The sequence below is a fragment of the Geobacillus sp. FSL K6-0789 genome, from assembly GCF_038593135.1.
GTDB classification, from domain to species: Bacteria; Bacillota; Bacilli; order Bacillales; family Anoxybacillaceae; genus Geobacillus; species Geobacillus stearothermophilus.
In genome coordinates, this window is sequence record NZ_CP151966.1 from 827,897 (window position 1) to 851,560 (window position 23,664).

The 23,664-nt window shown below is 50.9% G+C and carries 21 protein-coding genes, 5 pseudogenes and 1 riboswitch; of the genes and pseudogenes, 19 read left to right on the top strand and 7 right to left on the bottom strand.

What is annotated here, in order from left to right; translation table 11 throughout:
• The first annotated feature begins 167 nt into the window (after positions 1-167).
• The 3 genes from NSQ51_RS04375 to copZ are packed head-to-tail and all read left to right on the top strand — an operon-like array spanning position 168 to position 3,116.
• On the top strand, positions 168-479 hold the full coding sequence (locus tag NSQ51_RS04375) for a metal-sensing transcriptional repressor (RefSeq protein ID WP_013523213.1): 312 nt from the start codon (positions 168-170) through the stop codon (positions 477-479).
• A 15-nt stretch (positions 480-494) separates the two neighbouring features.
• Entirely contained in the window at positions 495-2,891 is a 2,397-nt protein-coding gene (locus NSQ51_RS04380; RefSeq protein WP_064213583.1) for a heavy metal translocating P-type ATPase, read from the top strand.
• A gap of 21 nt (positions 2,892-2,912) precedes the next feature.
• Complete coding sequence (gene copZ, locus NSQ51_RS04385) at positions 2,913-3,116, top strand: copper chaperone CopZ (RefSeq protein ID WP_033015735.1); 204 nt, start codon at positions 2,913-2,915, stop codon at positions 3,114-3,116.
• A gap of 195 nt (positions 3,117-3,311) precedes the next feature.
• On the opposite strand, the gene NSQ51_RS04390 is transcribed toward copZ, so the two are convergent.
• Together NSQ51_RS04390 and NSQ51_RS04395 are read right to left on the bottom strand one after the other, a co-directional pair.
• On the bottom strand, positions 3,312-4,898 hold the full coding sequence (locus NSQ51_RS04390) for a multicopper oxidase family protein (protein ID WP_121650123.1): 1,587 nt from the start codon (positions 4,896-4,898) through the stop codon (positions 3,312-3,314).
• A gap of 128 nt (positions 4,899-5,026) precedes the next feature.
• Complete coding sequence (locus tag NSQ51_RS04395; RefSeq protein WP_049625051.1) at positions 5,027-5,917, bottom strand: C39 family peptidase; 891 nt, start codon at positions 5,915-5,917, stop codon at positions 5,027-5,029.
• A 286-nt stretch (positions 5,918-6,203) separates the two neighbouring features.
• Here NSQ51_RS04395 and asnB point away from each other — a divergent pair, with 286 nt between their 5' ends.
• The 6 genes and pseudogenes from asnB (at position 6,204) to NSQ51_RS04425 (ending at position 13,083) form a co-directional block, all read left to right on the top strand.
• A complete protein-coding gene (asnB, locus tag NSQ51_RS04400) occupies positions 6,204-8,111 on the top strand; it encodes an asparagine synthase (glutamine-hydrolyzing) (RefSeq protein WP_049625525.1) in 1,908 nt (635 codons plus the stop codon).
• Positions 8,112-8,313: 202 nt separating this feature from the next.
• Positions 8,314-8,509: riboswitch (cobalamin riboswitch) on the top strand.
• 129 nt (positions 8,510-8,638) lie between these two features.
• Positions 8,639-10,921, top strand: coding sequence for a ribonucleoside-diphosphate reductase subunit alpha (locus NSQ51_RS04405; RefSeq protein ID WP_049625526.1), 2,283 nt, complete (start codon positions 8,639-8,641; stop codon positions 10,919-10,921).
• A 74-nt stretch (positions 10,922-10,995) separates the two neighbouring features.
• Positions 10,996-12,036, top strand: a complete 1,041-nt coding sequence (locus NSQ51_RS04410) for a ribonucleotide-diphosphate reductase subunit beta (RefSeq protein WP_049625527.1) — start codon at positions 10,996-10,998, stop codon at positions 12,034-12,036.
• Between the two features lie 200 nt (positions 12,037-12,236).
• The gene (locus NSQ51_RS04415; protein WP_231107640.1) at positions 12,237-12,389 is read left to right on the top strand and encodes a hypothetical protein; all 153 of its coding nucleotides are present in this window, start codon (positions 12,237-12,239) and stop codon (positions 12,387-12,389) included.
• 31 nt (positions 12,390-12,420) lie between these two features.
• A pseudogene (locus NSQ51_RS04420) lies at positions 12,421-12,537 on the top strand (gamma-glutamylcyclotransferase family protein); the annotation flags it as partial.
• Between the two features lie 60 nt (positions 12,538-12,597).
• Complete coding sequence (locus NSQ51_RS04425) at positions 12,598-13,083, top strand: gamma-glutamylcyclotransferase family protein (protein ID WP_223813623.1); 486 nt, start codon at positions 12,598-12,600, stop codon at positions 13,081-13,083.
• 282 nt (positions 13,084-13,365) lie between these two features.
• On the opposite strand, the gene NSQ51_RS04430 is transcribed toward NSQ51_RS04425, so the two are convergent.
• Positions 13,366-13,902 (bottom strand): HD domain-containing protein, encoded by a 537-nt coding sequence (locus NSQ51_RS04430; RefSeq protein ID WP_013146000.1) that lies wholly within the window; start codon positions 13,900-13,902, stop codon positions 13,366-13,368.
• Between the two features lie 129 nt (positions 13,903-14,031).
• Positions 14,032-14,286 carry a 2Fe-2S iron-sulfur cluster-binding protein gene (locus NSQ51_RS04435; protein WP_020279516.1) on the bottom strand — a complete coding sequence of 85 codons (255 nt, stop codon included), beginning with the start codon at positions 14,284-14,286 and terminating at the stop codon, positions 14,032-14,034.
• 234 nt (positions 14,287-14,520) lie between these two features.
• On the opposite strand from NSQ51_RS04435, the gene NSQ51_RS04440 reads away from it, so the two are divergent.
• Positions 14,521-14,985 carry a hypothetical protein gene (locus NSQ51_RS04440; RefSeq protein ID WP_049625529.1) on the top strand — a complete coding sequence of 155 codons (465 nt, stop codon included), beginning with the start codon at positions 14,521-14,523 and terminating at the stop codon, positions 14,983-14,985.
• A 155-nt stretch (positions 14,986-15,140) separates the two neighbouring features.
• On the opposite strand, the gene NSQ51_RS04445 is transcribed toward NSQ51_RS04440, so the two are convergent.
• Both NSQ51_RS04445 and NSQ51_RS04450 read right to left on the bottom strand, forming a co-directional pair.
• Entirely contained in the window at positions 15,141-15,995 is an 855-nt protein-coding gene (locus NSQ51_RS04445) for a family 1 encapsulin nanocompartment shell protein (RefSeq protein ID WP_033015758.1), read from the bottom strand.
• Between the two features lie 15 nt (positions 15,996-16,010).
• Positions 16,011-16,613, bottom strand: a complete 603-nt coding sequence (locus NSQ51_RS04450) for an IMEF encapsulin system ferritin-like cargo protein (protein WP_230581350.1) — start codon at positions 16,611-16,613, stop codon at positions 16,011-16,013.
• 228 nt (positions 16,614-16,841) lie between these two features.
• Between NSQ51_RS04450 and NSQ51_RS04455 the strand changes: the two are divergent.
• The 7 genes and pseudogenes from NSQ51_RS04455 to NSQ51_RS04485 form a co-directional block, all read left to right on the top strand.
• Positions 16,842-17,158: pseudogene (locus NSQ51_RS04455) on the top strand (zinc ribbon domain-containing protein); the annotation flags it as partial.
• Positions 17,118-17,378: pseudogene (locus NSQ51_RS04460) on the top strand (MFS transporter); the annotation flags it as partial. The pseudogenes NSQ51_RS04455 and NSQ51_RS04460, both read left to right, overlap by 41 nt.
• A gap of 135 nt (positions 17,379-17,513) precedes the next feature.
• A complete protein-coding gene (locus NSQ51_RS04465) occupies positions 17,514-18,794 on the top strand; it encodes an IS110 family transposase (protein ID WP_033013870.1) in 1,281 nt (426 codons plus the stop codon).
• 394 nt (positions 18,795-19,188) lie between these two features.
• A pseudogene (locus NSQ51_RS04470) lies at positions 19,189-20,171 on the top strand (ornithine cyclodeaminase family protein).
• A 251-nt stretch (positions 20,172-20,422) separates the two neighbouring features.
• Positions 20,423-21,337 carry a UDP-N-acetylmuramate dehydrogenase gene (gene murB / locus NSQ51_RS04475; RefSeq protein WP_015374224.1) on the top strand — a complete coding sequence of 305 codons (915 nt, stop codon included), beginning with the start codon at positions 20,423-20,425 and terminating at the stop codon, positions 21,335-21,337.
• 97 nt (positions 21,338-21,434) lie between these two features.
• Positions 21,435-21,542: pseudogene (locus NSQ51_RS04480) on the top strand (diacylglycerol kinase family lipid kinase); the annotation flags it as partial.
• 26 nt (positions 21,543-21,568) lie between these two features.
• Positions 21,569-21,805: a hypothetical protein gene (locus NSQ51_RS04485; protein WP_230581351.1), complete on the top strand. Its 237-nt coding sequence runs from the start codon at positions 21,569-21,571 to the stop codon at positions 21,803-21,805.
• Positions 21,806-22,202: 397 nt separating this feature from the next.
• Here the strand turns inward: NSQ51_RS04485 and NSQ51_RS04490 are convergent, their stop codons facing one another.
• Entirely contained in the window at positions 22,203-22,454 is a 252-nt protein-coding gene (locus tag NSQ51_RS04490) for a zinc ribbon domain-containing protein (RefSeq protein WP_328064917.1), read from the bottom strand.
• On the opposite strand from NSQ51_RS04490, the gene NSQ51_RS04495 reads away from it, so the two are divergent.
• Complete coding sequence (locus NSQ51_RS04495) at positions 22,434-23,177, top strand: threonine/serine exporter family protein (protein ID WP_033005157.1); 744 nt, start codon at positions 22,434-22,436, stop codon at positions 23,175-23,177. The two genes, NSQ51_RS04490 and NSQ51_RS04495, sit on opposite strands and share 21 nt — an antisense overlap.
• Before the next feature lie 15 nt (positions 23,178-23,192).
• A complete protein-coding gene (locus tag NSQ51_RS04500; RefSeq protein ID WP_020754483.1) occupies positions 23,193-23,618 on the top strand; it encodes a threonine/serine exporter family protein in 426 nt (141 codons plus the stop codon).
• Positions 23,619-23,664 lie beyond the last annotated feature (46 nt).

Genomic DNA, 23,664 nt, shown 5'->3' on the forward strand with positions numbered 1-23,664 from the left:
TTTTATTATGGTATTAAAGTATTAAAATTGTGAATTTTTTGTGGAAAGCAGTTTTTTCCTGCACAGGTATTGATTACGGTTTTGTGGTGAACATGATTTGTAGAGGGGATCTCTGTTGCGTTTTATACCCATTACCGGTATAATGTAATGAAAAGAGGTGATGTTTGATGAACCATTATGAAGATCATCATGTGGATAAAAAAATGGTTCCACGAACGGAACAGGAAATCGAACGCATTATCAAGCGCTTGAAGCGCATCGAAGGACAAGTGCGCGGGGTGCAAAAAATGGTGGAGGACAATCGGTATTGCATCGATATTTTAGTGCAAATTTCTGCGATCAGAGCGGCGTTGAACCAAGTCGGGCTGCAGCTGCTTGAACGCCACGTGAGCCATTGCGTGGCGAAAGCGATCCGTGAAGGGAGCGGAGACGAATCGATTCGCGAATTGATGGATGTGATGAAACAATTTTCAAAGTAAGGGGGGAAACGGGAAATGGGGGAGCCGAAAACCGTGACGCTGAAGGTGACCGGCATGACATGTGCCGCGTGCGCCAATCGGATTGAGAAAGTATTAAATAAGATGGATGGCGTCAAAGCCCATGTCAATTTGGCCACGGAAAAAGCCACGATTCAATACGATCCATCAAAACAAACGATCGCCGATATCGAAACGAAAATTGAGAATTTGGGGTATGGCGTTGCGACGGAAAAAGTGACGCTTGATATTGAAGGAATGACATGTGCGGCCTGTGCGACGCGGATTGAAAAAGGGTTAAATCGGATGGAAGGTGTGACAAGCGCTGCTGTCAACTTGGCGACAAACAGCGCGGTGGTCGAATACAAGGAGGGTGTTGCATCTGTCGAAGACATTTTAGAGAAAATCAAAAAGCTTGGGTATAAGGGGCAAATTCGAAACGAAGAACAAGACGATGCTGGCCGGAAAGAAGAGCGGTTGAAACAAAAACAACGGCAACTTGCCATTTCCATCATCTTATCGTTGCCGCTGCTCTATACGATGTTTGCCCATATGCCGTTTGATATCGGCTTGCCGATGCCGCATCTGTTGATGAACCCGTGGTTCCAGCTTCTTTTCGCTACACCGGTTCAGTTCTACATCGGCGGTCCTTTCTATGTCGGGGCGTACCGGGCGTTGCGAAACAAGAGCGCGAACATGGACGTCCTAGTGGCGCTTGGAACATCGGCCGCGTACGTTTACAGCTTGTATGAAGCGTTGCGAACGCTTGGGAATCCTCAATATATGCCAAGGTTGTATTTTGAAACAAGCGCCGTCTTGATTACGCTTGTGCTTGTCGGCAAATACGTTGAGGCTCTTGCGAAAGGGCGGACAACGGAAGCGATTTCAAAGCTCCTTAGCTTGCAGGCAAAGGAAGCTACTGTCATCCGTCATGGGGAAGAAAGAAAAGTTCCGCTCGAGGAAGTGGTGATCGGCGATACGATTGTTGTCAAGCCAGGAGAAAAAATCCCGGTGGACGGTACGGTCATCGCCGGAGCATCCTCCGTAGACGAATCGATGATTACCGGTGAATCGATTCCGGTTGATAAAAAGGAAGGCGACTATGTGATCGGAGCGACCATGAATACAAATGGGGTGCTGACCATTCGAGCAGAAAAAGTAGGAAAAGATACAGCACTTGCCAATATCATTAAAATCGTCGAAGAGGCACAAGGTTCGAAAGCTCCGATTCAGCGGATGGCGGATGTCATTTCGGGTATTTTCGTACCAATTGTTGTCGGAATTGCGGTTGTTGCATTTATGATCTGGTACTTCTTTGCTGCGCCGGGTGATTTGGCGAAAGCGCTTGAGGCGGCCATCGCCGTTCTTGTCATCGCGTGCCCTTGTGCGCTCGGTTTGGCCACACCGACATCGATTATGGTCGGCACCGGCAAAGGGGCAGAACAGGGAATTCTCTTTAAAGGAGGTGAGTACCTAGAGAGAACGCATCAAATCAATGCCGTATTACTCGATAAAACAGGAACCGTGACAAAAGGAAAACCGGAAGTCACCGATGTGCTGGCCTTCCGCGAGGACATGCTCGATTATGCGGTTTCCGCCGAGAGCGCTTCGGAGCATCCGCTGGCTCATGCGATTGTGGAATACGGGAAGAAACAAGCGATTTCGCTGAAGCCATTGGAGCACTTCTCCGCCATTACCGGCCACGGAATTGAAGCGGTCATTGACGGAAAAAGCATCCTTATTGGGACGCGAAAATTGATGAAGGAACGCTCTGTAGCGATTTCTGTGCATGAAGATAAAATGGTAGAGCTTGAAAAACAAGGGAAAACAGTGATGCTCGTTGCCATCGATGGACAGCTTGCCGGCATCATTGCGGTCGCGGATACGGTAAAAGAAAGCTCCAAAGAAGCCATTCAAACATTAAAACAAATGGGCATCGATGTCTATATGGCAACAGGGGACAATCAACGGACAGCGGAAGCGATCGCCAATGAAGTCGGCATTGAGCATGTGTACGCCGAGGTGCTCCCGGAAGACAAAGCGAACATCGTCGAGGAATTGCAAAAGCAAGGAAAACGTGTGGCGATGGTCGGTGATGGCATTAATGACGCTCCAGCTCTTGCGAAAGCGGATATTGGGATGGCGATTGGCACGGGAGCTGATGTCGCCATCGAGACCGCGGACGTGACCTTGGTCGGCGGCGATTTGCGCCATATCCCGAAAGCCATTGAGTTGAGCCGCAAAACGATGAAAAACATTCGGCAAAATCTGTTCTGGGCGTTGTTTTATAATACGATTGGCATTCCGGTCGCCGCTTTCGGATTATTGGAGCCATGGATCGCGGGAGCGGCGATGGCATTCAGCTCTGTATCGGTTGTGACAAACGCGCTTCGTTTGAAACGCGTGAAACTATAAACATTCAAGGAGGAATGGACGATGACCATTACATTACAAGTACAAGGAATGACATGCGGACATTGCAAAGCAGCGGTGACCAATGCCCTTCAAGCGTTGGATGGCGTCGGCCGTGTAGAAGTGCATTTGCAAGAAGGAACTGTCGATGTGGAGTATGATGAAACAAAGGTCAGCGTAGAAAAACTGAAAGAAGCGATTGAAGAGCAAGGATATGATGTGAAATAACATACGGAAGGTGCCTCGAAGTGATGACGGGGCACTTTTTTATCTAGAACGTAGCGGGTCTCGGCTGGGGAAAGTTTTTTCTCTTCTTGAAGAATATCGAGAAAGCGAGATGTTATAATGAAAGTAACAAGCGCGGAAAAAAAGAGGGACTGACCCAAAACGCATTTGTGTTTTGGGTCAGCCCCTTCAGCTTTTTTATTCACCTTTATTCGTTGTGTCATTCGGATCTGGGGTATAGTCCGATTTGTAATCGGTATATTTTACTTGTGTGACCATTCCGGCTGAAGCATGGTGCAAGTCATGGCAATGGAACATCCAATTTCCCGGATTATCCGCTTTAAACGCGACGACATATTCTTCACCAGGGTTTACATTTAAGGAATCCTTTATCAATGGAGAGCCTGTGACCGGCTTGCCGTTTTTGCTTAACACTTGGAAGAAATGGCCGTGTAAATGCATCGGATGTACATCCGTAGGTGAATTGTTCACGATTTTTACTTTTACGAAATCTCCTGTCTTCACATGAATAGGCGCTGTGTCAGGATACGTTTTCCCATTAATCGTGAAAATCATGCCATTTTTGCCCATGGCCGTTCCTAAATCCATTGTATACTCTACATCATATTTTTGGTCTAACGTAAATGGACCTGTCTCATATTTTCCGTATTTTGTAATATCTACCACAGGGAGATTTTCTTTTGCGTTCGCTTTGTCCGTATTGTTTGCTTGTCCTTCGTATTGAATTTTCACTTTCATGCCATCGGTACCTTTCATATTTCCGTGACATTCTAGTAACCATTCACCCGGGTTATTGGCGATAAACTCAATGTCGTAGCGCTCACCCGGAGCAATACTTAAAAGTTCATCTTTGATTGGTTGCGGATCTTTTAACGGCTGCCCGTCAGTTGCGACAATTTTAAACTCATGACCATGCAGGTGAAGTTTGTGGGCCATGTACCCTGCATTGATCAGACGAAGCCGTACTTTTTCGCCTTTTTTCACTTTTAACGGTTGGACAGCAGCCCCGCTTTTTCCGTTAATCGTGAAAATATCGTACATATTCATATTATGTCCCATGCTGTTCATATCCATTTGTTGATTATCAGAGCTATTTCCATTATTCATATTACTATGATCCATGCCGCTCATATTCATGTCCATATGGCTTTCGGCGTCCGGGTCGCTCATCCATTCATCTAATACAAGCGTGTAATCTCGATCGACTTTTTCTTCATTTTTCGGTTCTACGATTAATGTACCGTATAATCCCTTGTCCACTTGCTCGGCGCTTTTTTGATGGGAATGATAAAAATACGTTCCCGGCACGGTTGCTGTAAATTCATACGTAAACGTTTCACCCGGTTTAATGGCGTCCATCGTGACACCCGGTACTCCATCTTGGTTATTTGGAACAGGGTAGCCGTGCCAGTGAATCGTGATCGGTTCTGGCAATTCATTTTTTAAAACAATTTTCACATTATCCCCTTGCTTTACGCGGATTTGCGCACCGGGTACCGATCCATTGTACGTGTAGACCGGGAGTTTGACTTGATCGTTGATTTGTAATAACGCTTCCTTCGCAGTAAGGTGAATTTCTTTCCCGGATAATACTTCTGTATTGGTTGCCAAAGGTAATTGCTGCTTGCTCGTTTCAGCGGAAGTATTTTCTTTTTCCATATTCATGCCGGACATGTCGTGTCCCTGCATGGAAGATGGATTTGAGCAAGCTGCGCCAATCGCTGCTACTCCTGCGAAAATGGCGCCAAGCAGCCATTTTTTCATGTCGTTTTCCCTCCTTAAGTTTGTAGTGGGAGATGCAATGATATGATAAAAAATAGATGTGCAAAATGTATGGAGAAAATCGTTCAACTGAAATGTAAAAAAGGCAAGCGATTCGGATTCACCGATGTCTAACGGTGGTAGGTAATCGCCTGCCGTCCCATTTGAACCCAAGCGTCGATAAAGTCTTGTTTCGGCGCTTTTTGGTTTTTGACAGCGGTCAATGGATCATTGAAATAAATGTACTGCTCATCGTATCCCGTAATGAGCACCGCGTGTTCCCGGTACGTGATTTTGATCGGGCCTTGCGGGGTTTGCCATTCCCGAAAGGCAGAGGGAGGAAGAGGACGAAAGGTGGTGTTGGTGATCACCCAAACCGGTGTGCCTTTGGCCAAGTATGTATAGATGTTCTCAAACGATTGCCCTGTTAAGTCGATGATTTGGTTCGGCAAGTACCGCTCAGCCAACTGCTTGATCGGCTTATGGTACACGCCGTATCCAGGCTTCGATAACGTATACATATCGCCGACAAACCCTTCATTTGGGTGGCCGTAAAACACTTGGCCATTTCGCACTTGATACGGAGTAGGATTTTTCTTGATTTGTTTCGCCAACGTCATCTTATCGACGCGAATGCCGGCATGATTCAAGAGCATGGCCAAGCTGGTTACTTCGCATCCTCTTGGCAGTTCCGGAAGCTGAGACAAAAGGGGGGCGTCAATCAGGACGGATGTCCTTAGCGCTTGTTTCTTTGAAGAGGCAACTGATCGATTCGCCTCCTTTGCTTGATTGCTCGGGGACGGGTCGGTTTCTCTGCTGTTTCTGTTCTGTATGAAGGCTTTGATGGCATCGCCTATCTGGGCCGAACTTGCATAATAGGATAATGAGGCGGCCAATAGCAAGAAACAGGAAATAAACAATCCGAGCGACAGTTGATCCATCCTCCCGTTTAGAGGTCTTCTCAAGAGAACAAAACAAAGGGAAACGATGAGAAAAGTCAAAAAAAGGATAAACGCTAACAAGCCATTCTCAACTCCTTTATAACACGTGTGTGTTTTTATAGTAACAGATCGATGTGCAAAAATGGTGAAATTCACACTTTCTCCATATTTTATCGTTAATATTATGAGAAACTGAAAATCTTGCAAGCAGTTTTCCTGAAAAAATGGAAACAGATTGTTTTTGAAACTTGATGTTGTGTATGATAGAATGAAAGTGTCTTTGTATAAATCATTTTAGTTTTAAACAAAAAGGTTTTTGGTGTTGTTTTTGAATTCTTCTTAGCAAAGTGGAGGGACAATCATCGCCATGTGCGGTTTTATTGGCTGTATTCATGATCGCCCGAGAGCGATTGAGCAAACATGGAAAACAACGTTGGTGGAGATGAACCGCCTGATTACCCATCGCGGCCCCGACGATGAGGGGTATTTTTTTGATGACTACGTGAGTTTTGGCTTTCGGCGGCTGAGCATCATCGATCTGGAGGCGGGACATCAGCCGCTGTCTTATGAAAACGATCGATATTGGATCATTTTTAACGGGGAAATTTACAACTATCTTGAATTGCGGGAAGAGCTGGCGGCGAAAGGATATTCGTTTGCGACGCATTCGGATACCGAGGTGATTGTCGCCCTTTACAGCGCGGAAAAAGAAAAAGCGGTCGAAAAGCTGCGCGGGATGTTTGCGTTTGTCATTTGGGACAAGCAAGAGAAAACGGTGTTTGCGGCGCGGGATCCGTTCGGCATTAAGCCGTTTTTTTATGCGGAGCAAGGAGACTGCACGTTTTTCGCTTCGGAAAAGAAAAGCATCTTGCTCGCTCTGGGACAGGAGTCGCTAAACGGCGATTCCCTGCAGCATTATTTAACATTCCAATATGTCCCTGAGCCGCTGACGATGTCGGCCGGCATTTACAAGCTGGAGCCGGGGCATTATCTCAAGAAACAAGTCGGAAAACCGCTCACGATTCATCGTTATTGGAAGGCATCCTTCGACCCCATTCGCCAATCGGAAGAGGAGCTTGTAAAGAAAATCCGCGATGCGCTGTTTGATTCGGTCAACGTCCATATGCGCAGCGATGTGCCGGTCGGTGCGTTTTTGTCGGGAGGCATTGATTCATCGTTCATCGTCGCCATCGCGAAACAATTCCATCCGCACCTGAAGACCTTTTCCGTCGGATTTGAGCGGGAAGGGTTCAGTGAAATCGATGTCGCAAAAGAAACGGCAGAGAAGCTTGGGGTAGACAACATTAGCTATGTCATCTCACCGCAGGAGTATATGGAAGAGCTGCCGAAAATTATGTGGCATATGGACGATCCGCTTGCCGATCCTGCGGCGGTGCCGCTTTATTTTGTCGCTCGTGAGGCGAGAAAGCATGTCACGGTTGTGCTTTCTGGCGAAGGGGCGGACGAGCTGTTCGGCGGTTACAACATTTACCGCGAACCAGAGTCGCTGCGGCTGTTTGTGCGTATGCCAAACATCGTAAAAGCGGTGTTGCGGATGATCGCGAAGCTGCTTCCGGACGGAATGAAAGGAAAAAGCTTTTTGGAGCGCGGCACGACGCCGCTTGAAGAGCGGTATGTCGGCAATGCCAAAATCTATAGCGAAAAGGAAAAAGCGGCGCTGCTCAAAACGTACCGAGGAGGGTGCGAATATACGGCGGTGACGGCTCCGTTTTACCGCGAAACGCTTCATGACCCGCCCGTCAACCGGATGCAGTATATTGATCTTCATACATGGCTAAGGGGCGATATTTTAGTCAAAGCGGACAAAATGACGATGGCCCATTCGCTTGAGCTGCGCGTTCCCTTTTTAGACAAAAAGGTATTTGAGGTTGCTAGGCAAATCGCCCCTGATATGAAGATAGCCAACGGTACGACGAAATATATTTTACGTAAAGCCGCCGAAGGCATCGTGCCGGATCATGTGTTAAACCGGAAAAAATTAGGGTTCCCCGTGCCGATTCGCCACTGGCTGAAAAACGAAATGTATGACTGGGCGAGACAGCTCATCAACGAAAGCGAAACTGATCATCTGTTCCATAAGGACGTGCTCTATCGGCTGCTGGATGAACATGCCCGCCACAAGGCGGACCACAGCCGCAAGCTGTGGACGGTGTTGGCGTTTATGGTTTGGCATCAAGTGTATGTGGAAAAGAAGTACGATTTTGCTTCATCCGCACAAAGCGAGGAGCGGCCAGCGTCTGTTTTGGAGGCGTAGCAGGGAAACGACAGGGCGTTCTAAGGGCGACACCTAGAACGCCTTTTTCGATGGTGCGGACAGTTTCCTTGCCTTTGGCGAAGCGAAAGAGAAAATTTGCTTTCTCCCGCTCTTGCAATTTTCCCGGTTTTGGTATATGCTTGTTCCATCAGGATGCTAAACTACTATATATTGGTTTTGAGGTCTTTTTTTACAACTACATATTGTTCTGCCAAGCAACGGTGTCCATCAGGACTTAATAGGGAATCCGGTGCGAATCCGGAACTGCCCCCGCAACTGTATGTGCGGACGAAATGGGATGGCCACTGGCGGCAAGAGCTGTTCGGCGCGCCGCTGGGAAGGCCACAAAGTAGGACGATGCACGAGTCAGGAGACCTGCCTTGCTTGGAACGTTTCATGTTCTTCGGGGTGTGAGAAGATGAAACGATAGGGGAAAAGAACAAAGGGTTCGTCTGCCTTTTTTCGTCTGTCGTTTCATCCGCTCGCCTGCCCGAGCGGATTTTTTTATGGAAGGAGAGAAGAAACGAATGACCACATTGACGAAAACGGTCATCCTCGATGATCAAGGGAAGTCGGTTTCGTTTTCACGTGAAGAGTTTGTGTCGCTGATTGGGCAAGCCGCCGCTGGATTCGGCCGTCTGTCGCTTGATGAATACGTCGAGCGTGTTTGGCAGCTTCTTAGCCGAAAGGAGTCCGTCACGGTAGAACAGCTGCACCAAACGGCTATTTTGGAAGGACTTTCTTACATTGATGAAGAGGAGCCGGACTGGACGTTTGTGTGCGCCCGGCTGTATTTGCGGCAATTGTACCGTGAAGCGGCGCGGCAGCGCGGGTACGATGAACGCGAGCGGTATGGCGATTTCTACTCGCTGCTTGTTGCGCTGACGGAACAAGGGGTGTACAGTCCGTTCTTGCTTGAACGTTATACGAAAGAAGAAGTCGACGCCATCGGTGCGTTTCTTGATCCGGAGAAGGACAAGCTGTTTACGTACATTGGGCTGCGCACGCTCGCGGACCGGTATTTGGCGCGCGATTATGAGCGGCGGTTGTATGAATTGCCGCAGGAGCGGTTTTTGGTCATTGCCATGACGCTCATGGCGAATGAACCGCAAAAGCGGCGCCTTGCGCTCGTGAAGGAAGCGTATTGGGCGTTAAGCAACTTATACATGACCGTGGCGACGCCGACGCTTGCCAACGCTGGGAAGTCGTACGGCCAGCTGTCGAGCTGCTTTGTCGATACGGTCGATGACAGCTTGCAAGGAATTTATGACAGCAACACCGACATCGCCAATTTGTCGAAATCGGGCGGCGGCATCGGCGTCTATTTAGGCAAAATCCGGTCGCGCGGCAGCGACATCAAAGGATTCAAAGGGGTCTCCTCCGGCGTCATCCCGTGGATGAAGCAGTTGAACAATACAGCGGTGAGCGTCGATCAGTTGGGACAGCGAAAAGGAGCCATTTCCGTCTATTTAGATGTATGGCATAAAGACATTTTTGCGTTTCTCGATGCGCGGCTCAACAACGGCGACGAACGGCTGCGGACGCATGATTTGTTCACCGGCGTGTGCATCCCTGATTTGTTCATGGAGCAAGTCGAACAGCGCGGCGACTGGTACTTGTTTGATCCGCATGAAGTGCGGAAGGTGATGGGGTTTAGCTTGGAAGATTTTTATGATGAGGAAAAAGGGCGCGGGAGTTTCCGCGAGAAATATTGGCAATGCGTCAACGAACCAAGGCTGTCGAAAGAAAAAGTGCCGGCGATCGACGTGATGAAAAGCATTATGCGCAGCCAGCTCGAGTCGGGGACGCCGTTTATGTTTTACCGCGATGAAGTGAACCGGCAAAACCCGAACCGCCATCTCGGGATGATCTACTGCAGCAACCTTTGCACGGAAATCGCGCAAAACCAAAGCCCGACAGTGACGAAGCGGCAATATGTGAAAGACGGGACGATCATCATTGAGAAAATCCCAGGCGATTTTGTCGTCTGCAACTTATCGTCGATCAACTTGGCGCGGGCGGTGACCGACGGCGTTTTGGCGCGGCTGATCCCGATTCAAATGCGGATGCTCGATAATGTCATTGATTTAAACAATATCCCTGTGCTGCAAGCCGGCCTGACGAACGAAAAATACCGCGCTGTCGGGCTTGGAACCTTTGGCTGGCATCATTTGTTGGCGTTAAAAGGCATTCGCTGGGAGTCGGACGAAGCGGTCCGCTATGCCGACGAGCTGTATGAAACGATCGCGTATTTGGCGATTCAAGCGAGCATGGAGCTCGCCAAAGAGAAAGGGAGCTACCCGGCGTTTCCGGGGTCGGACTGGCAGACAGGCGCTTATTTTGAGCGGCGCGGCTACGAAAGCCACGGTGAATTGGATTGGGATCGGCTGAAGCAAGACGTGGCCCGCTATGGGATGCGAAACGGCTATGTGATGGCGGTGGCGCCGAACGCCTCGACGTCGATCATCGCCGGCAGTACAGCGAGCATTGACCCGATTTTCTTAAAAGTGTACGCCGAGGAAAAGAAAGATTATAAGATTCCCGTTACGGTGCCGGATTTAAACGAACAGACGACATGGTATTACAAATCGGCGTACCATATCGACCAGCGCTGGAGCATCAAGCAAAACGCCGCCCGCCAGCGCCATGTCGACCAAGCCATCTCCTTTAACTTCTACGTCGTGAACACGATTAAGGCAAAAGAGCTGCTCGATTTGCATTTGACGGCGTGGAAGTCGGGGCTGAAAACGACGTATTACGTGCGTTCGACATCGGGGACGATCGACGAGTGCGATTCTTGCGCGAGCTGACGGTCTTCCCCCAGACGTTGCCGATTCCGGGGAAAGATTCACGCCGAAGCTTAGCTGAAAGGGAGGAATGGATCATGACAATCAGCTTAGTCAAACGGCCGATTATGGATCCAGAGGCGCCGAACCGTTCGACGGGCATTATCAACGGCCGCTGCTCGAATGTGTTGAACTGGGACGATATCGCCTACCCATGGGCGTATGCGAAATATAAGCGAATGCTCGCCAACTTTTGGACGCCGTTTGAAATCAATATGGCCCAAGATGTGAAGCAGTTTCCGCAGCTGACCGCCCGCGAGCAGGATGCGTTTTTGATAATCATTGGACTCTTGGCGCTGCTTGACAGCATCCAAACCGACTACGCCGGACGTGTCGCTGATTACATTACGGACCCGAGCATCAATGCGCTCATGATCATGCTCGCCCAGCAGGAAGTCATTCACAACCATTCCTATTCGTACGTGCTCTCGAGCCTTGTGCCGAAAGCAAAGCAAGATGAAGTATTCGACTTTTGGCGAAACGAACCGACGCTACGCAAGCGGAACGATTTTGTGACGAACGGCTACAAGGCGTTTGCCGAAGAGCCGAACGTGGAGAACTTGCTGCGGTCGATCGTCTTTGACGTTATTTTAGAAGGATTGTTTTTCTACTCGGGGTTCGCCTTTTTCTACAACCTCGCGCGCCAGCAAAAAATGGTGGCGACGAGCACGATGATCAATTACATCAACCGTGACGAGCACATTCATGTTGATTTGTTTACAAAAATTTTCAAGGAAGTGTTGAACGAATACCCGGAGTATCGGACGCCGGAGCTTGCCGATTTCGTCCGGAACACGTTTATGAAAGCGGCAGAGCTGGAAATCGAATGGGCCGGGGAAATCATTGGGAATGACATCGATGGCATCGACTTGGCTGATTTGGAAGCGTACATTAAGTTTTACGCCAACGTCCGCGCCCACCAGCTCGGATTTGACCGCCCGTTTGACGGCTACCGGACGAACCCGCTCCGCTGGATTAAAGCGTATGAAGAAGTTGACCTTGGCAAATCAGACTTCTTCGAGCAAAAACCACGCCAGTATACGAAAGTACAAGTCGATAATGGGTTTGATGAGCTGTAAGGAAACCCGCGTTGGGGCATCGTCCAACGCGGTTTTTTGCCGGAAAACATGATTAACGGAGGGATTCTCGCTGCATTATACAATGGGGAAGAGAAAAGGAAAAGAGATGTTGCGGTTTGTTGTCGGACGGTAGGCTTGGGCGCCTTACCTTGGTATAATGAGAAAAAACTTGCTTTTGAATGCGAAAGGGGACGGGAGAAGTGGGGAAAAAACAGGAAATCGAACGGCTGCGCGAGCAATTGAATCAGTGGCTCGTGGAAGAGGAGCACGACAATGACGAGGTATGGCTGAAGAGGGGGAGAAGCGATTTTTCAACGTTTCGCTCAGCTGGGTTCAAGCGCCATCGCCTATAACCAGCATGGCGACCCGGAAACGTCGCTTGCCATACTTGACCAGCTTGAAGGGTATCACGGCCCGGGACAGCCTAACCATTATGAACGGATCACCGTGACCGCCATAGATGCTGATGGCGAGAAGTACACGTGTTACACGTACGTGTACCCATCAGAACGAAAAGAGTGGCTTGAGCAACACGCCAAACAAGTTTTTGGAGGTGATTGGATGGTGTTTCTCCATTCCAAAGATGAAGTGATGTACTTTGCCTATGGCTCTTGCATGAGCGAACGCGATTTTCGCTGCACTGTCCCGCATTTTGAGGTGATGGGCCGAGCGGTGCTTGACGATCACCGGTTGGCGTTCACCCGGTATTCCCGCGGTCGGCAAGGAGGGGTCGCAGATATCGTCCCTTCTCCGGGCGACCGGGTCGAAGGCGTGCTGTACAAAATTCCGGCGCGCTATGTGACGGAACTTGATTGGCGCGAGGGCGTCCCAGCCGGCGTGTACCGTCGTGAATACGTCGATGTGCAGTGTAAGGGACAGCTTGTTTCCGCCCTCACGTACGTTGTCGTCGAGAAACAGTTGGATGAAATCGCGCCAAGCGAATCGTACGCTTCGATTATTCTTGATGAAGGGGCATCTCTTTTAAGCACGCATTACACCGAGCGGGTGCGGCGTCATATTGAACATTTACGGAGAAGAGAGCGGTAAGTGCAGGAAAACGGTGCGTTGCGGCGGTGCTCCAAGGCTTGCCGTTTTTTTTGGGAAGAACGGCGGCGGGCGTTTTGGCGGGACAGATGGTGCCAAGCAGTCTTAAAGCGTGAGTGGACGATGAGGATATAAGAGGGCATTCGATGGTGTGTATCGTTCTGTGTCGCTGGCGCGCGAGCAGCCCACCTGATGAAAGGGTGAGCTGTTTCCGTTCAGAGCATACATTGTTCGTGGCGATGTTTCGCGTCTGTTCAAGGGGAATGGCGACATCAAGGCAAGCGGTCAAACAATATCCCCGAGTCGCTCTTTTCCGTGCTGACGGCTGACGAGTTCGTCGAGCTGGCGGATTTTTTTCCACGCTAAGTCGTCGCTGATCGTTCGATAATGGTGGCGGCCGCCGGGCTCCTCGTCGGCTTCGTCGGCCCATTTGACGATGGCTTGAAGCGGCGTTCGTTTCCATTCTCCTTCTGGAAGGTAGGAATCGGTATGAAGCAAAATCGCCAGGGCAATTTCCTTAGCGTTTTGCGGATGTTCGCCAAGGCGGATCAGCAGCTTATGGGCGCGCTCGGCCCCTTTGATGGCATGGATGTCGTTTTGTCGGTATTGTTCGTAGTCCCAACGGCCGTTTTTGTACCATGTGTAATGGCCGATATCATGAAGCAGTGCCGCTTTTGTCGCCAAGTCGACGTTCACTCCGTGGCGGAGGGCAAGGTGGTAGGCATGGTACGCCGCGGTGATGGCGTGGGCGAGGCCGGATCGTTTTAAATATTTTTGCGCAATCGGATGGGCAAAGACGTCGGTTAAGGTGACCGTTCTCATAGGCATCCCCTCCGTTTTTTGTATTTCTCACCATCATACCATGGCGTAAAGAGTCAGGCAATGAGAGAAAGTAGGTGGGAGCGGTTGCATGGGAAAAAATAAGCCGATCGTGCTAAAATAGCGCTCGGCTTATTGGATTTGTGCTTGGCAGGCAAGCCGTTTGGCTGGTTGATCCGTTTTTTCGCGCTCGCGCCGCGTTTTCGGAGCGAGAAGGTGAGCGCCGGCCAGAACGGTGACCATGCAACGGCCACACGTTCCTTTTTTGCATTTGTGATCGAGCAGAACACCTTGTCCTAGGGCGGCGTCAAGAAGCGAAACGCCGGGGGCTGGCTGCACGGTGAACGTTTTCCCTTTTTGTTCGATTTGAATGACAGACGGCCGCACGGCGGACGGCCCATCGGGCTTAGGCGGCGCGGCAGAAATGGAGCGCTCCGATGGCCGGACGGCAGGCTTCAGTGAGCCGACCGTGAATGTTTTACCATTTTTTTACACATCTCCTTTAAATTACATGGTTAGTTTGAAAATGAATCTCATTTACATCCGAATGAATGATTGGTATCATAATAGTAAAAGGAATTGCGAAAACGCCATCTTGGCTAGGGACAAGGGGGAGACACCATGGGCATTCCGATGAACGGACTGCGCGATATGAAAGCGATTTTGGCCAACGAGCGAAAAGTCGGCGGCGCCATCGAAGCTGCATTTCTCCGTCTCCGCTCCGGCGAAGAATACCGAAACGCCTGTATCGTTCATATCGATCAGCTGGGCGCTCAATATTACTCTGTCGGCTTTGTGACCGAGCAAGGAGATCGGATGGTTGTCAACGTCCACGACATTAGCGTCATTTCCGCGCCCGAACATAAAAAAATCCGTGAGCTGAACAACGTCGCTTATAAACGGGAAGCCATCCACAACAAGCGGCGCTATTTAAAACGGCTGTTCGATATTTATCAAGGCAGCTATACCGTCCATTTTTGGCAGGAAGCGAAAATGATTATCGATGACATCGGTGTTGAGGCGCCCAGTCCGGAATTGTCGCTGCTCGTTTCGAACGTTCAAGACCAAGCAGCCCGCACGGCTTGATGGCCAACTAGCAAGACGCCCAGCGGTTTGTAAATCCGCTGGGCGTTTCGATTGTTGCAAGCAGCGGATGTGGCTATTGAATCGCCTTCGGACGCTTTGGCCCATGTCTAGCCAGCCTCCCGCTAATGTGTCCCCTCTTTCCCTGAAAAGAGAAATTACGAGGCTCCGGCTGGATCTTCAAGCGTACAGATGGCGCTCGGCCGTTTAATGCGCGGCACAACCGATTCATAGACACGGAACAAGTAGTTCATGTTTTCCGTATCTAAAAACGAGGTTTGCACGTCGACAGCGACAGCAAGATCGATGTTTTGTCGGCCGGCATCGATAACGACGCCGCGTTTGCCTTTAATGACTGGCGTTTGGTAAATGCCGGCGGTCATCAGCTCGCGGATGTGCTCAATTTCAAGCACGTGCGTTCCTTCATGGATGCGGTGGATCAACGCATACAACTCCGGTGACAGGACGAGTGCGTATGGGCCGGTATGGCCGAGCTGAAGCAGCTTGTTGCGCGCTTCAACGACGTCGGCGAAGGCGTTGCCCGATTTCATCCAGTCGCTGCGAATGTGGGCGATTTTTCCTTCCACGTTCATAATGCCCGGTACATCAAATTCAGCCGAACCGTTGAAAATCAAATCGTCCTCGAGCAGCGCGCACTGCTGGGCGGCGTTGGCAGCGGCGGAAAAGTCGATCGGGCTGCCAAGCTGTTTTGCCTGCTCAATGTCGCGCCAGTACAAAATAAAGTCTTTATACAAAAGCGGGATCGTTAAATGCACGCGGCGCGCCGGCTCGGAAAGGCTCAGCTCTTTGCCGTGGAAGCTCATGTCCCCCTGTTCCGGGTTCATATAAATATCGTTGGCGACCGACTGGACACCTTCGCCGAGCGGACCGTACAAATCGATAAACCTACGTCCGACGAGCTGGCGGCGCGCCGTTTCAATGACCAGTTCCTCAAGCTCGCTCCATTGGCTTGCTGTGAGCGGGGCTTCTGGATACAGCTTCGTTTTATCCATGTTTCCTCTCCTTTCTTATCCGTGTTTTAAGCTGCCGACTGTCAGTTGCCGTCTCGTTCCGATCGATGGGCGGACAGGTGCTGGGTCGGAAGGAGGGACAGCGTACTGAGCCAGTTTCAAATGGTCTTTTTGATGCTCTTTTTCGTCCGTCGGCACTGAAGCGTCGAAAGACAATGGCGCATCGAGCGCACGGTTGAGCGTTTCGAGAGCGGCTTTCATCTGTTGGTAGTCCGCCGCGGTCATGTCGCGCAGCGCCGCAATCGCCGGTTCATGTTCCGTCCCTTTATAATGAAACAACGACAAATCGAGATGCTCCAAAAAGTTGTGCAAGCCGAATTTTTCTAGGCTGATGTCTTGCAACAGGCGCAGAAAGTCGCCGTTTTCCCGCGATAAGAACGCTTCGTCCGCCAATGCCTCCTCCAACTTTGGAAGCAGGGCGGCCAAACGGTCAAATCGGTGCTCCTCTTCTTCGTAAATATGATGCCAATACAGCCGTTCATGATCATCAACCGCCTGTTCAATTGTCGGCTCTAAAATCGCTTGAAACTGGCCGAGCGCCTCTTTCGACCGGCCGAGAATGACGCTGACCTCTGCTAATGCGTCGTGTGCGTCGTGCAATGGACTCCCTCCCATGAAATGGTTGTTACCATTTTTTCCATATGTATATGATTGTAAAACTCTTTGCTCTCGTCCGCATTACAGATCAGCGAGCGAGAAAGCCCACTCCTTGAGGGGGGGATGAAAGCGAGCCGTTTTCTTCATAATTGAATGATGATGAAAAAAAACGATATCATGTAATCGTTGCAAGGAGAAAGAAATGGTACTTGGCTGTTGCGGTCACATTTGAAGTGGAACCGCGACACGAAACGCTTCCGATGCCAAAGGTGTGGATACACTCTCCACGCCGACTTGAATGGCGCCATCAACATCGCCAAAGCGATTTCGGGCTTTGCCGTCGAACCTAGCGCACTGGTCACAGGTGCGCCGCCCATTGGGGTACATCCTAACCCGATGGGACGGGGTGATGATACATCCCGAAGCTTTTGCGTTGTCCGAACCAGAAATGGATGAGGACGCAAACGATCCAAGAATCCCACGCCTTTAGGCGTGCGGAGTGTCAACGCTGTGCTTGGTACAATGTTTTCAGAAATTTTCCCATCTAACGTCCGATATACGGGTATTTCGCTTGGCTACCAAATCGGCGCCGCACTAGCGGGAGGAACGGCACCGCTCATCGCTACGGCATTGCTGGCGGCGTATGGGAACTCTTATGTGCCGGTGGCCTTATATATTGTATTAGTCTCGCTTATTTCGCTGGCCGCTGTCTGGTCTGTGCGCGACCGCAAACATGAAGAACTTGATGAGCAAGACGGAATCGCGTAACGCGGTTCCGTTTTTTCAGCGTATTGAAGGAGCATTCCCGTTAGGAGCTTTTCCGGGGACTTGATCAAAAAAAGCCCTCTTGGTATGATGCAGGGGTGTCAACCACATCACTCACCATACCAAGGAGGACTTCAGATGAATTGTACACAAAACTATAAAATTGATCAAGTTACGGAACAAACGCTTGTCGTGGGCATCGATATCGCGAAACGAACCCACTACGCCTGCTTCGTGGATGACCGGGGGCGCGTGCTTCGCAAGTCGTTCCCGATCTTCCAGTCGAAAGAGGGGTTTCAGCAGCTGTATAAAGCGATTCAGGAGGCGATGCAAGCGTTTGGGAAGTCAGAGGTGATCGTCGCGGTGGAGCCGACCGGGCACTACTGGTTGAACCTGGCCTACTTCCTCGAGGAGCACGGGATCCCGTTGGTCATGGTCAACCCGGCGCATGTGTGCCGGTCGAAAGAACTCGATGACAACCTGCCGACGAAACACGACGCCAAAGACGCCCTGGTCATTGCCAGACTGGCAAAAGACGGACGATTCCTCGTTCCCCGGCTGCTGCACGAGATCGAAGCCGATTTGCGCGTGGGAAGCACGCTCAAAGAGAAGCTCCGCAAGGAACAGACGGCGGTGAAAAACGCGATCGTCCGCTGGACGGATCGGTATTTTCCAGAGTTTTGGACCGTGTTTCGTGACTTGGGGAAAACGGCGCTTTCGGTGTTGGAGTGGACGCCGCTTCCGGCTGATATGGCCGGTCGGACCGCCGAGGAGCTCATCGAGGTGTACCGGCAAAGCAAAGGGATGAAATGCCCGCAGAAGGCCAAAATTCAGGCGTTGATCAACACCGCGAAGGACTCGATTGGGGTGACGGAAGGGACAGCGATGGCCCGGTTTGAGATCGCCGCGCTCGTCCGCCGATACCGCCAATTGGAGGCGGAGATCGCTGCACTGGACGCCGAGTTGAAGGCATTGGTTCAAACGACGATGGAGTACCAATGGTTGAAAACGGTCGACGGGTTGGGAGACGCCACGATCATCGATCTGCTGGCGGAGATCGGCAGCTTCGCCCATTATCGGGACCCGCGCCAATTGGTGAAGTTGGCGGGCCTGACGCTCAAGGAGAACTCCTCCGGCCAGCGCAAAGGGCAAAAGCACATCTCCAAACGGGGACGGAAACGGTTGCGCTCGGTGCTGTTTCGGGCGATGATTCCGCTGATTCGGCATAACGAGGCGTTTCGCGAGCTGCATGAGTATTATACGACCCGATCCGTCAATCCGCTGACCGGAAAGCAGTCCATCGTCGCCTTGTGCCGGAAGCTGTTGAATGTGCTGTTTGCGATTTGTACGAAGAAACAAGCGTTTGACGCGGAGCGAATGAAACAGGACGTCTTGTCCCAGGTGCAACGGGCGGCCTAAGGCCTCCCCCTGCGAACGGAAGAATCGTTGGACAACGAGATGACACCGGAGAAGCTGGCGTGATTTCATCCATTCGACCTTGAGTCCCTAAAGGAGCTTGGCCGGCCTCCGCCTGATGACGAGACCGAACGAGGGAATGTTGGCGCGAAGACGCCCGGAGACATGGGAGGGTTCGTCCTCATCAGCGACGCGGAGATCCAAAGGGTGCATCGAATATGCTTCCCCCCACGGCAGGAAAATATCCCCAGCCGTGGCCGCGAAGCGCACCCTAGGTCTGTAAGATATCCACAAAACTGAAAAAGGATGTAAGGGATTTTGTCGAAAAATATTTTTTGGACACCCCTGAGGGGCCGAAAAGCCTTGATACATCAACATTTCTAGAGGGAGGGGGATTATGCTTATTTTGTCAGAACAAGAAATTCAACGCATGTATACGATGAAGGATGCCATTTCCGATGTAAAAGAAATGTTGCGACAAAAACAAGCAGGGAAAGTGATCACCCCTGATCGCACGGTGCTTCCATTTCCGAATCATGATGCTTCGATTTTGTATATGCCATCCGCTGAGGAGGGGGCAGCAGTGGTGAAGGTGGTCAGCATTTTCCCCCATAACCCTGCAGCAGGAAGATCGACCACCTAGGGGATCATGGTGCTTACGGATGCGAAAACGGGGAACATCGGATGGTTTGTAATGCCACGTATTTGACGAGACTGCGCACGGGGGCGTTATCCGCCATTGCAGCTGATTATTTGGCGACACAGGCGGCGTCGCGGCTAGCGGTGATCGGAACAGGGGCGATGGCCAAAGAACAAGTGGTTGGCATATTGGCAGTGAGAGCGATTGAACGTATATTTCTGTACAACCGAACGAGGAAAAAAGCAGAAGACTTGGCGGCGGGACTGCATCAACTGGTTCGGGAATGGACAGGGAAGGTATATGTGGTGGATGAGGCGGACGAAGCCGTTCGCCAGGCCGACATCGTGGTATGCAGCACGCGCTCGGAACAGCCGGTGTTTTCCAGTCAAATGTTGCGGCCAGGCATGCACATTAGCGCCATTGGCTCGTACTTGCCACATATGCGCAAGTTGGATGTGGAGACTATTGTCCAAGCGGACCGCATTGTCGTCGATACACTTGAGGGCGTCAGGCATGAGGCAGGAGAACTCATTCAGGCGGCTGAAAGTGGAAGATGGTCTTTTTCTCAAATTGATGCCGAAATCGGGGAACTCGTCACCGGAGAGAAAGCTGGGCGGCAACACGATCAGGAAATCACCTTATTTAAATCGGTCGGAGCGGCTTTCTATGATTTGGCTGTGGCGATTGGCGTCTATCAAAAAGCGAAGGAGCTCGGAGTAGGACAAGAAATAGAATTATAGGGGATGGGAATGAGGATATGCTGCTTTGTTTCTGCCATTTTGGCGAGAAACAGGAATCCATTTTCCGGACGGTTGCCCGTCCGGTTTTTTGTTCTTTTCCATCCGACGTCACCTTTTGGCCCAGTCCCGAATAAAACAGAATAAGGAACATTGCCCACTTGATATGCGGCGCGATTCCGGCGATAATGGAAACGATGTGGAATGAATGCCGCCAAGCGGCATGGAATGAGAGAAGAAGGTGAGACAGAACGATGAAACGTGCGGAACATATTTATCAAAGACTCGTAGAGATTTGTGGGGAAAGAAACGTCCTGCGCGATGAGCCGATGAAAAACCATACATTAGTGCGGATCGGCGGCAAGGCTGATTTTCTCGTCTGGCCGGAAACGTACGAGCAAGTCATCGAGGTGTTGCGGCTGAAAGAGGAGTACGGCCTGCCGTTTACCCTTCTCGGCAACGGTTCGAACGTCATCATCCGCGACGGCGGGCTGCGCGGCATTGTCATGCAGCTGAAGCATCTCAACCGCATTTGGCGTGAAGGAAACAACGTGATCGCCCAAAGCGGGGCGGATATTAAAGCGGTGTCGCGGTTCGCGCTCGAACAACACCTCACCGGGTTGGAGTTCGCCTGCGGCATTCCGGGGTCGGTCGGCGGGGCGATTATGATGAACGCCGGAGCGTACGGCGGGGAAGTGAAAGATGTGCTTGACCATGTCAAGGTGGCGACGCTCGCCGGCGAGTTGAAAACATTGACAAACGAGGAACTGGAGCTCGGTTATCGAACAAGCATCATCAGCCGGACGCATGATATTGTGCTTGAAGTCGTCTTTTCCCTGCAGCCGGGCGACTATGCACAAATCAAGGCGAAAATGGATGATTTAACATTTCAGCGCGAATCGAAACAGCCGCTTGAGTATCCGTCGGTCGGCAGCGTGTTTAAGCGGCCGCCGGGCTATTTTGCCGGCAAGCTCATCCAAGACAGCGGCCTTCAGGGAAAAGGATTCGGCGGTGCGGAAGTGTCGACGAAACACGCCGGATTCATCATTAACAAAAACAATGCGACGGCTGCCGATTACATCGCGACGATCGACATGGTGCGCAAAACCGTAAAGGAGAAGTTCGGAGTTGATTTAGAGCTGGAAGTGAAAATTATCGGTGAGGAATGATGACTGATCCGAATCCGGTTTGCGGGTTCGGATTTTTCTTATTTCGCCGAGAGGAAAAATGAAACAAACCGCCAATAGGTAAGAAAAGGGATTATCCGTGCCCGACGGCGCGTTTGCCAACAGCGTCGGCTGCGGTTTTGACGCCCATATCGCCCGCATGGCCAACCGTTCGGCATGGAAAGGGCGGTTCAATCGTGTTGGGCTCCGCGCTTGGTCATGAAAAGACGGTTTTTGGAACGTGATGTCTTTTCACTTTTTCAATGGATCACTGTTGGTTTTGCTTTGCGCGATGGGCTGTTGGCGGCGATTAAGGCGTACTTGATCGTTCGCTACGACGTCGAAGCGTTTGACCGTGCGATTGTCATTCGCGAAGGCATTGGTTGGGGGATCACGATTCTCTGTATGTTGGGGTTTGTCCGTATTTCGAAAATCATCTCGGAGCGGGAGAACCGCCATCATTCGACGTGAGCGTAAAGGAGAGAAGCGGTCGAAAGCAAAACGGGCAACTGAAGAAACAGGGAAAAGGGAGCGGCGTTGCACATGGCCAAACGCCAAGAGGGTGTCCCAAAAGGATCAGGACACCCCCTTTCGTCTCTCTATATACGGCATTGACCGCTTCTTCCGCACTATATTTCGTGTCTATCTTGAAGTCAGACAGCCTTTTGGGTCAGCCCCTTTCTCATCATGAACCTCCCCCACTTATCGAAGTGGGGGTTTCCTGTTTCCCCTTCGGAGGTGGATGCATGATAGGCTGGTTGGCAGCCTATCTGCAGGCAACACCTGGCACCCGTCCCGTTGGGAGCCACAGGCAACATGAGTATCCATGATACTCAAGGGCGGGAACTCGCCATCTACGACTTCATACCTAAGCAATCCGTCGATACGTAAACGGTTTGACCGTAAATTCCAATGGGCGGATTTCACCATAATATACTTTGGCAAATAAATTCATTGCCCCATGGATATCACGGTGTCGTTTGTACCCGCATTGACATGTATATGTTTGGTGGGAGTTTGTTTTTGCGATGAGCGCCCGGCAGGGGAAAACGGGATGGCCAATGCCATGCCGGGCGAAAACGAAAGGAGCAAACCGGTTATGACGGAGCGGGTGGATGATATTGTTGAGGTTTGTTTATTAGCGGGAAAATTGATGCTTGAAAGCGGTGGGGAGACGTACCGGGTGGAAGATACAATGACGCGCATCGCTGCTTCGTTTGGCATGCCGCGCTCCCATGGTTATGTCACACCAACGGCCATTATTTTTTCTGTTGAAGGGACAGACTCAACCAGATTGATCCGCATTTCCGAGCGTTCGACTGATTTAGCGAAAGTGGCGGTCGTGAACGATATTTCCCGGCGCATCAGCCGCGGTGAATTGACGCTTGAAAAGGCGCGAAAGGAGCTCGAGGATATCGGGCGCGCCCCGATGGGTTACCCTCTTTGGCAGCAAACCGCCGCCGCAGCGTTAGCGAGTGCTTGTTTTGCGTCATTGATTGGAGGGATGGTTCACTTTTTCCCATCGCTTTTTTCCGGAGGGGTGGCATTTTGGTGTTTTGAGATGGTGCATCGGTTTGTGAAAATCCGGTTTTTCGCGGAATTTTTTGCTTCTTTTGTCGCCGGGGGGCTCGTATTGTTAATGGTGCAGGCCGGATTTGGCGGGGACGTCGGGAACATGATCATCGGCTCGGTGTTGCCGCTCGTGCCGGGGCTGGCGATTACCAATGCGGTGCGCGATTTAATGGCCGGCCATTTGATCGCCGGTTTGTCGCGCGGTGCTGAGGCGTTTTTGACGGCGTTTGCGATCGGCACTGGCATCGCCTTTGTTTTATCTATTCGATGATAGGGAGCACAGGTCATGATTGTTATGCAGTTGCTGCTTAGCTTTGTGGCGTCAACGTTGTTTGGCATGATTTTTAATGTTCCGCCACGGCTGTTGCCGCATAGCGGATTTGTCGGGATGAGCGGATGGGCGGCCTATACGTTTGCTGTACGTTCGAGCGTAGACAGTGTGATTGCGACGTTTATAGCCGCGTTTTTCGTCGCCTTTTTAAGCAATGCGTTTGCTCGGCGCTATCGGGCGCCGGCAACCATTTTTATTGTTCCTGGCATTCTCCCGCTCGTTCCAGGTGGGACGGCATTTGAAGCGATGCGTCATGTCGTCATGAACGACTACAATGCAGCGATTCCGTTGGCGGCAAAAGCGTTCATGATTTCTGGGGCGATTGCGATGGGGCTCATTTTTTCTGAGGTCGTCAACCAGCTGGTAAAGCGCCGCCCGTAATGGCACGTGTCTGTTTTTTTCAATCATTTGCCTATCGTTGTATTTG

Excerpts from the sequence above, each read along its gene's own strand:
- NSQ51_RS04375 (WP_013523213.1), top strand. The coding sequence starts at position 168 with ATGAACCATTATGAAGATCATCATGTGGATAAAAAAATGGTTCCACGA.
- NSQ51_RS04380 (WP_064213583.1), top strand. The coding sequence starts at position 495 with ATGGGGGAGCCGAAAACCGTGACGCTGAAGGTGACCGGCATGACATGT.
- copZ (WP_033015735.1), top strand. The coding sequence starts at position 2,913 with ATGACCATTACATTACAAGTACAAGGAATGACATGCGGACATTGCAAA.
- NSQ51_RS04390 (WP_121650123.1), bottom strand. The coding sequence starts at position 4,898 with ATGAAAAAATGGCTGCTTGGCGCCATTTTCGCAGGAGTAGCAGCGATT.
- asnB (WP_049625525.1), top strand. The coding sequence starts at position 6,204 with ATGTGCGGTTTTATTGGCTGTATTCATGATCGCCCGAGAGCGATTGAG.
- NSQ51_RS04405 (WP_049625526.1), top strand. The coding sequence starts at position 8,639 with ATGACCACATTGACGAAAACGGTCATCCTCGATGATCAAGGGAAGTCG.
- NSQ51_RS04410 (WP_049625527.1), top strand. The coding sequence starts at position 10,996 with ATGACAATCAGCTTAGTCAAACGGCCGATTATGGATCCAGAGGCGCCG.
- NSQ51_RS04425 (WP_223813623.1), top strand. The coding sequence starts at position 12,598 with ATGGTGTTTCTCCATTCCAAAGATGAAGTGATGTACTTTGCCTATGGC.
- NSQ51_RS04430 (WP_013146000.1), bottom strand. The coding sequence starts at position 13,902 with ATGAGAACGGTCACCTTAACCGACGTCTTTGCCCATCCGATTGCGCAA.
- NSQ51_RS04440 (WP_049625529.1), top strand. The coding sequence starts at position 14,521 with ATGGGCATTCCGATGAACGGACTGCGCGATATGAAAGCGATTTTGGCC.
- NSQ51_RS04445 (WP_033015758.1), bottom strand. The coding sequence starts at position 15,995 with ATGGATAAAACGAAGCTGTATCCAGAAGCCCCGCTCACAGCAAGCCAA.
- NSQ51_RS04465 (WP_033013870.1), top strand. The coding sequence starts at position 17,514 with ATGAATTGTACACAAAACTATAAAATTGATCAAGTTACGGAACAAACG.
- murB (WP_015374224.1), top strand. The coding sequence starts at position 20,423 with ATGAAACGTGCGGAACATATTTATCAAAGACTCGTAGAGATTTGTGGG.
- NSQ51_RS04495 (WP_033005157.1), top strand. The coding sequence starts at position 22,434 with ATGACGGAGCGGGTGGATGATATTGTTGAGGTTTGTTTATTAGCGGGA.
- NSQ51_RS04500 (WP_020754483.1), top strand. The coding sequence starts at position 23,193 with ATGATTGTTATGCAGTTGCTGCTTAGCTTTGTGGCGTCAACGTTGTTT.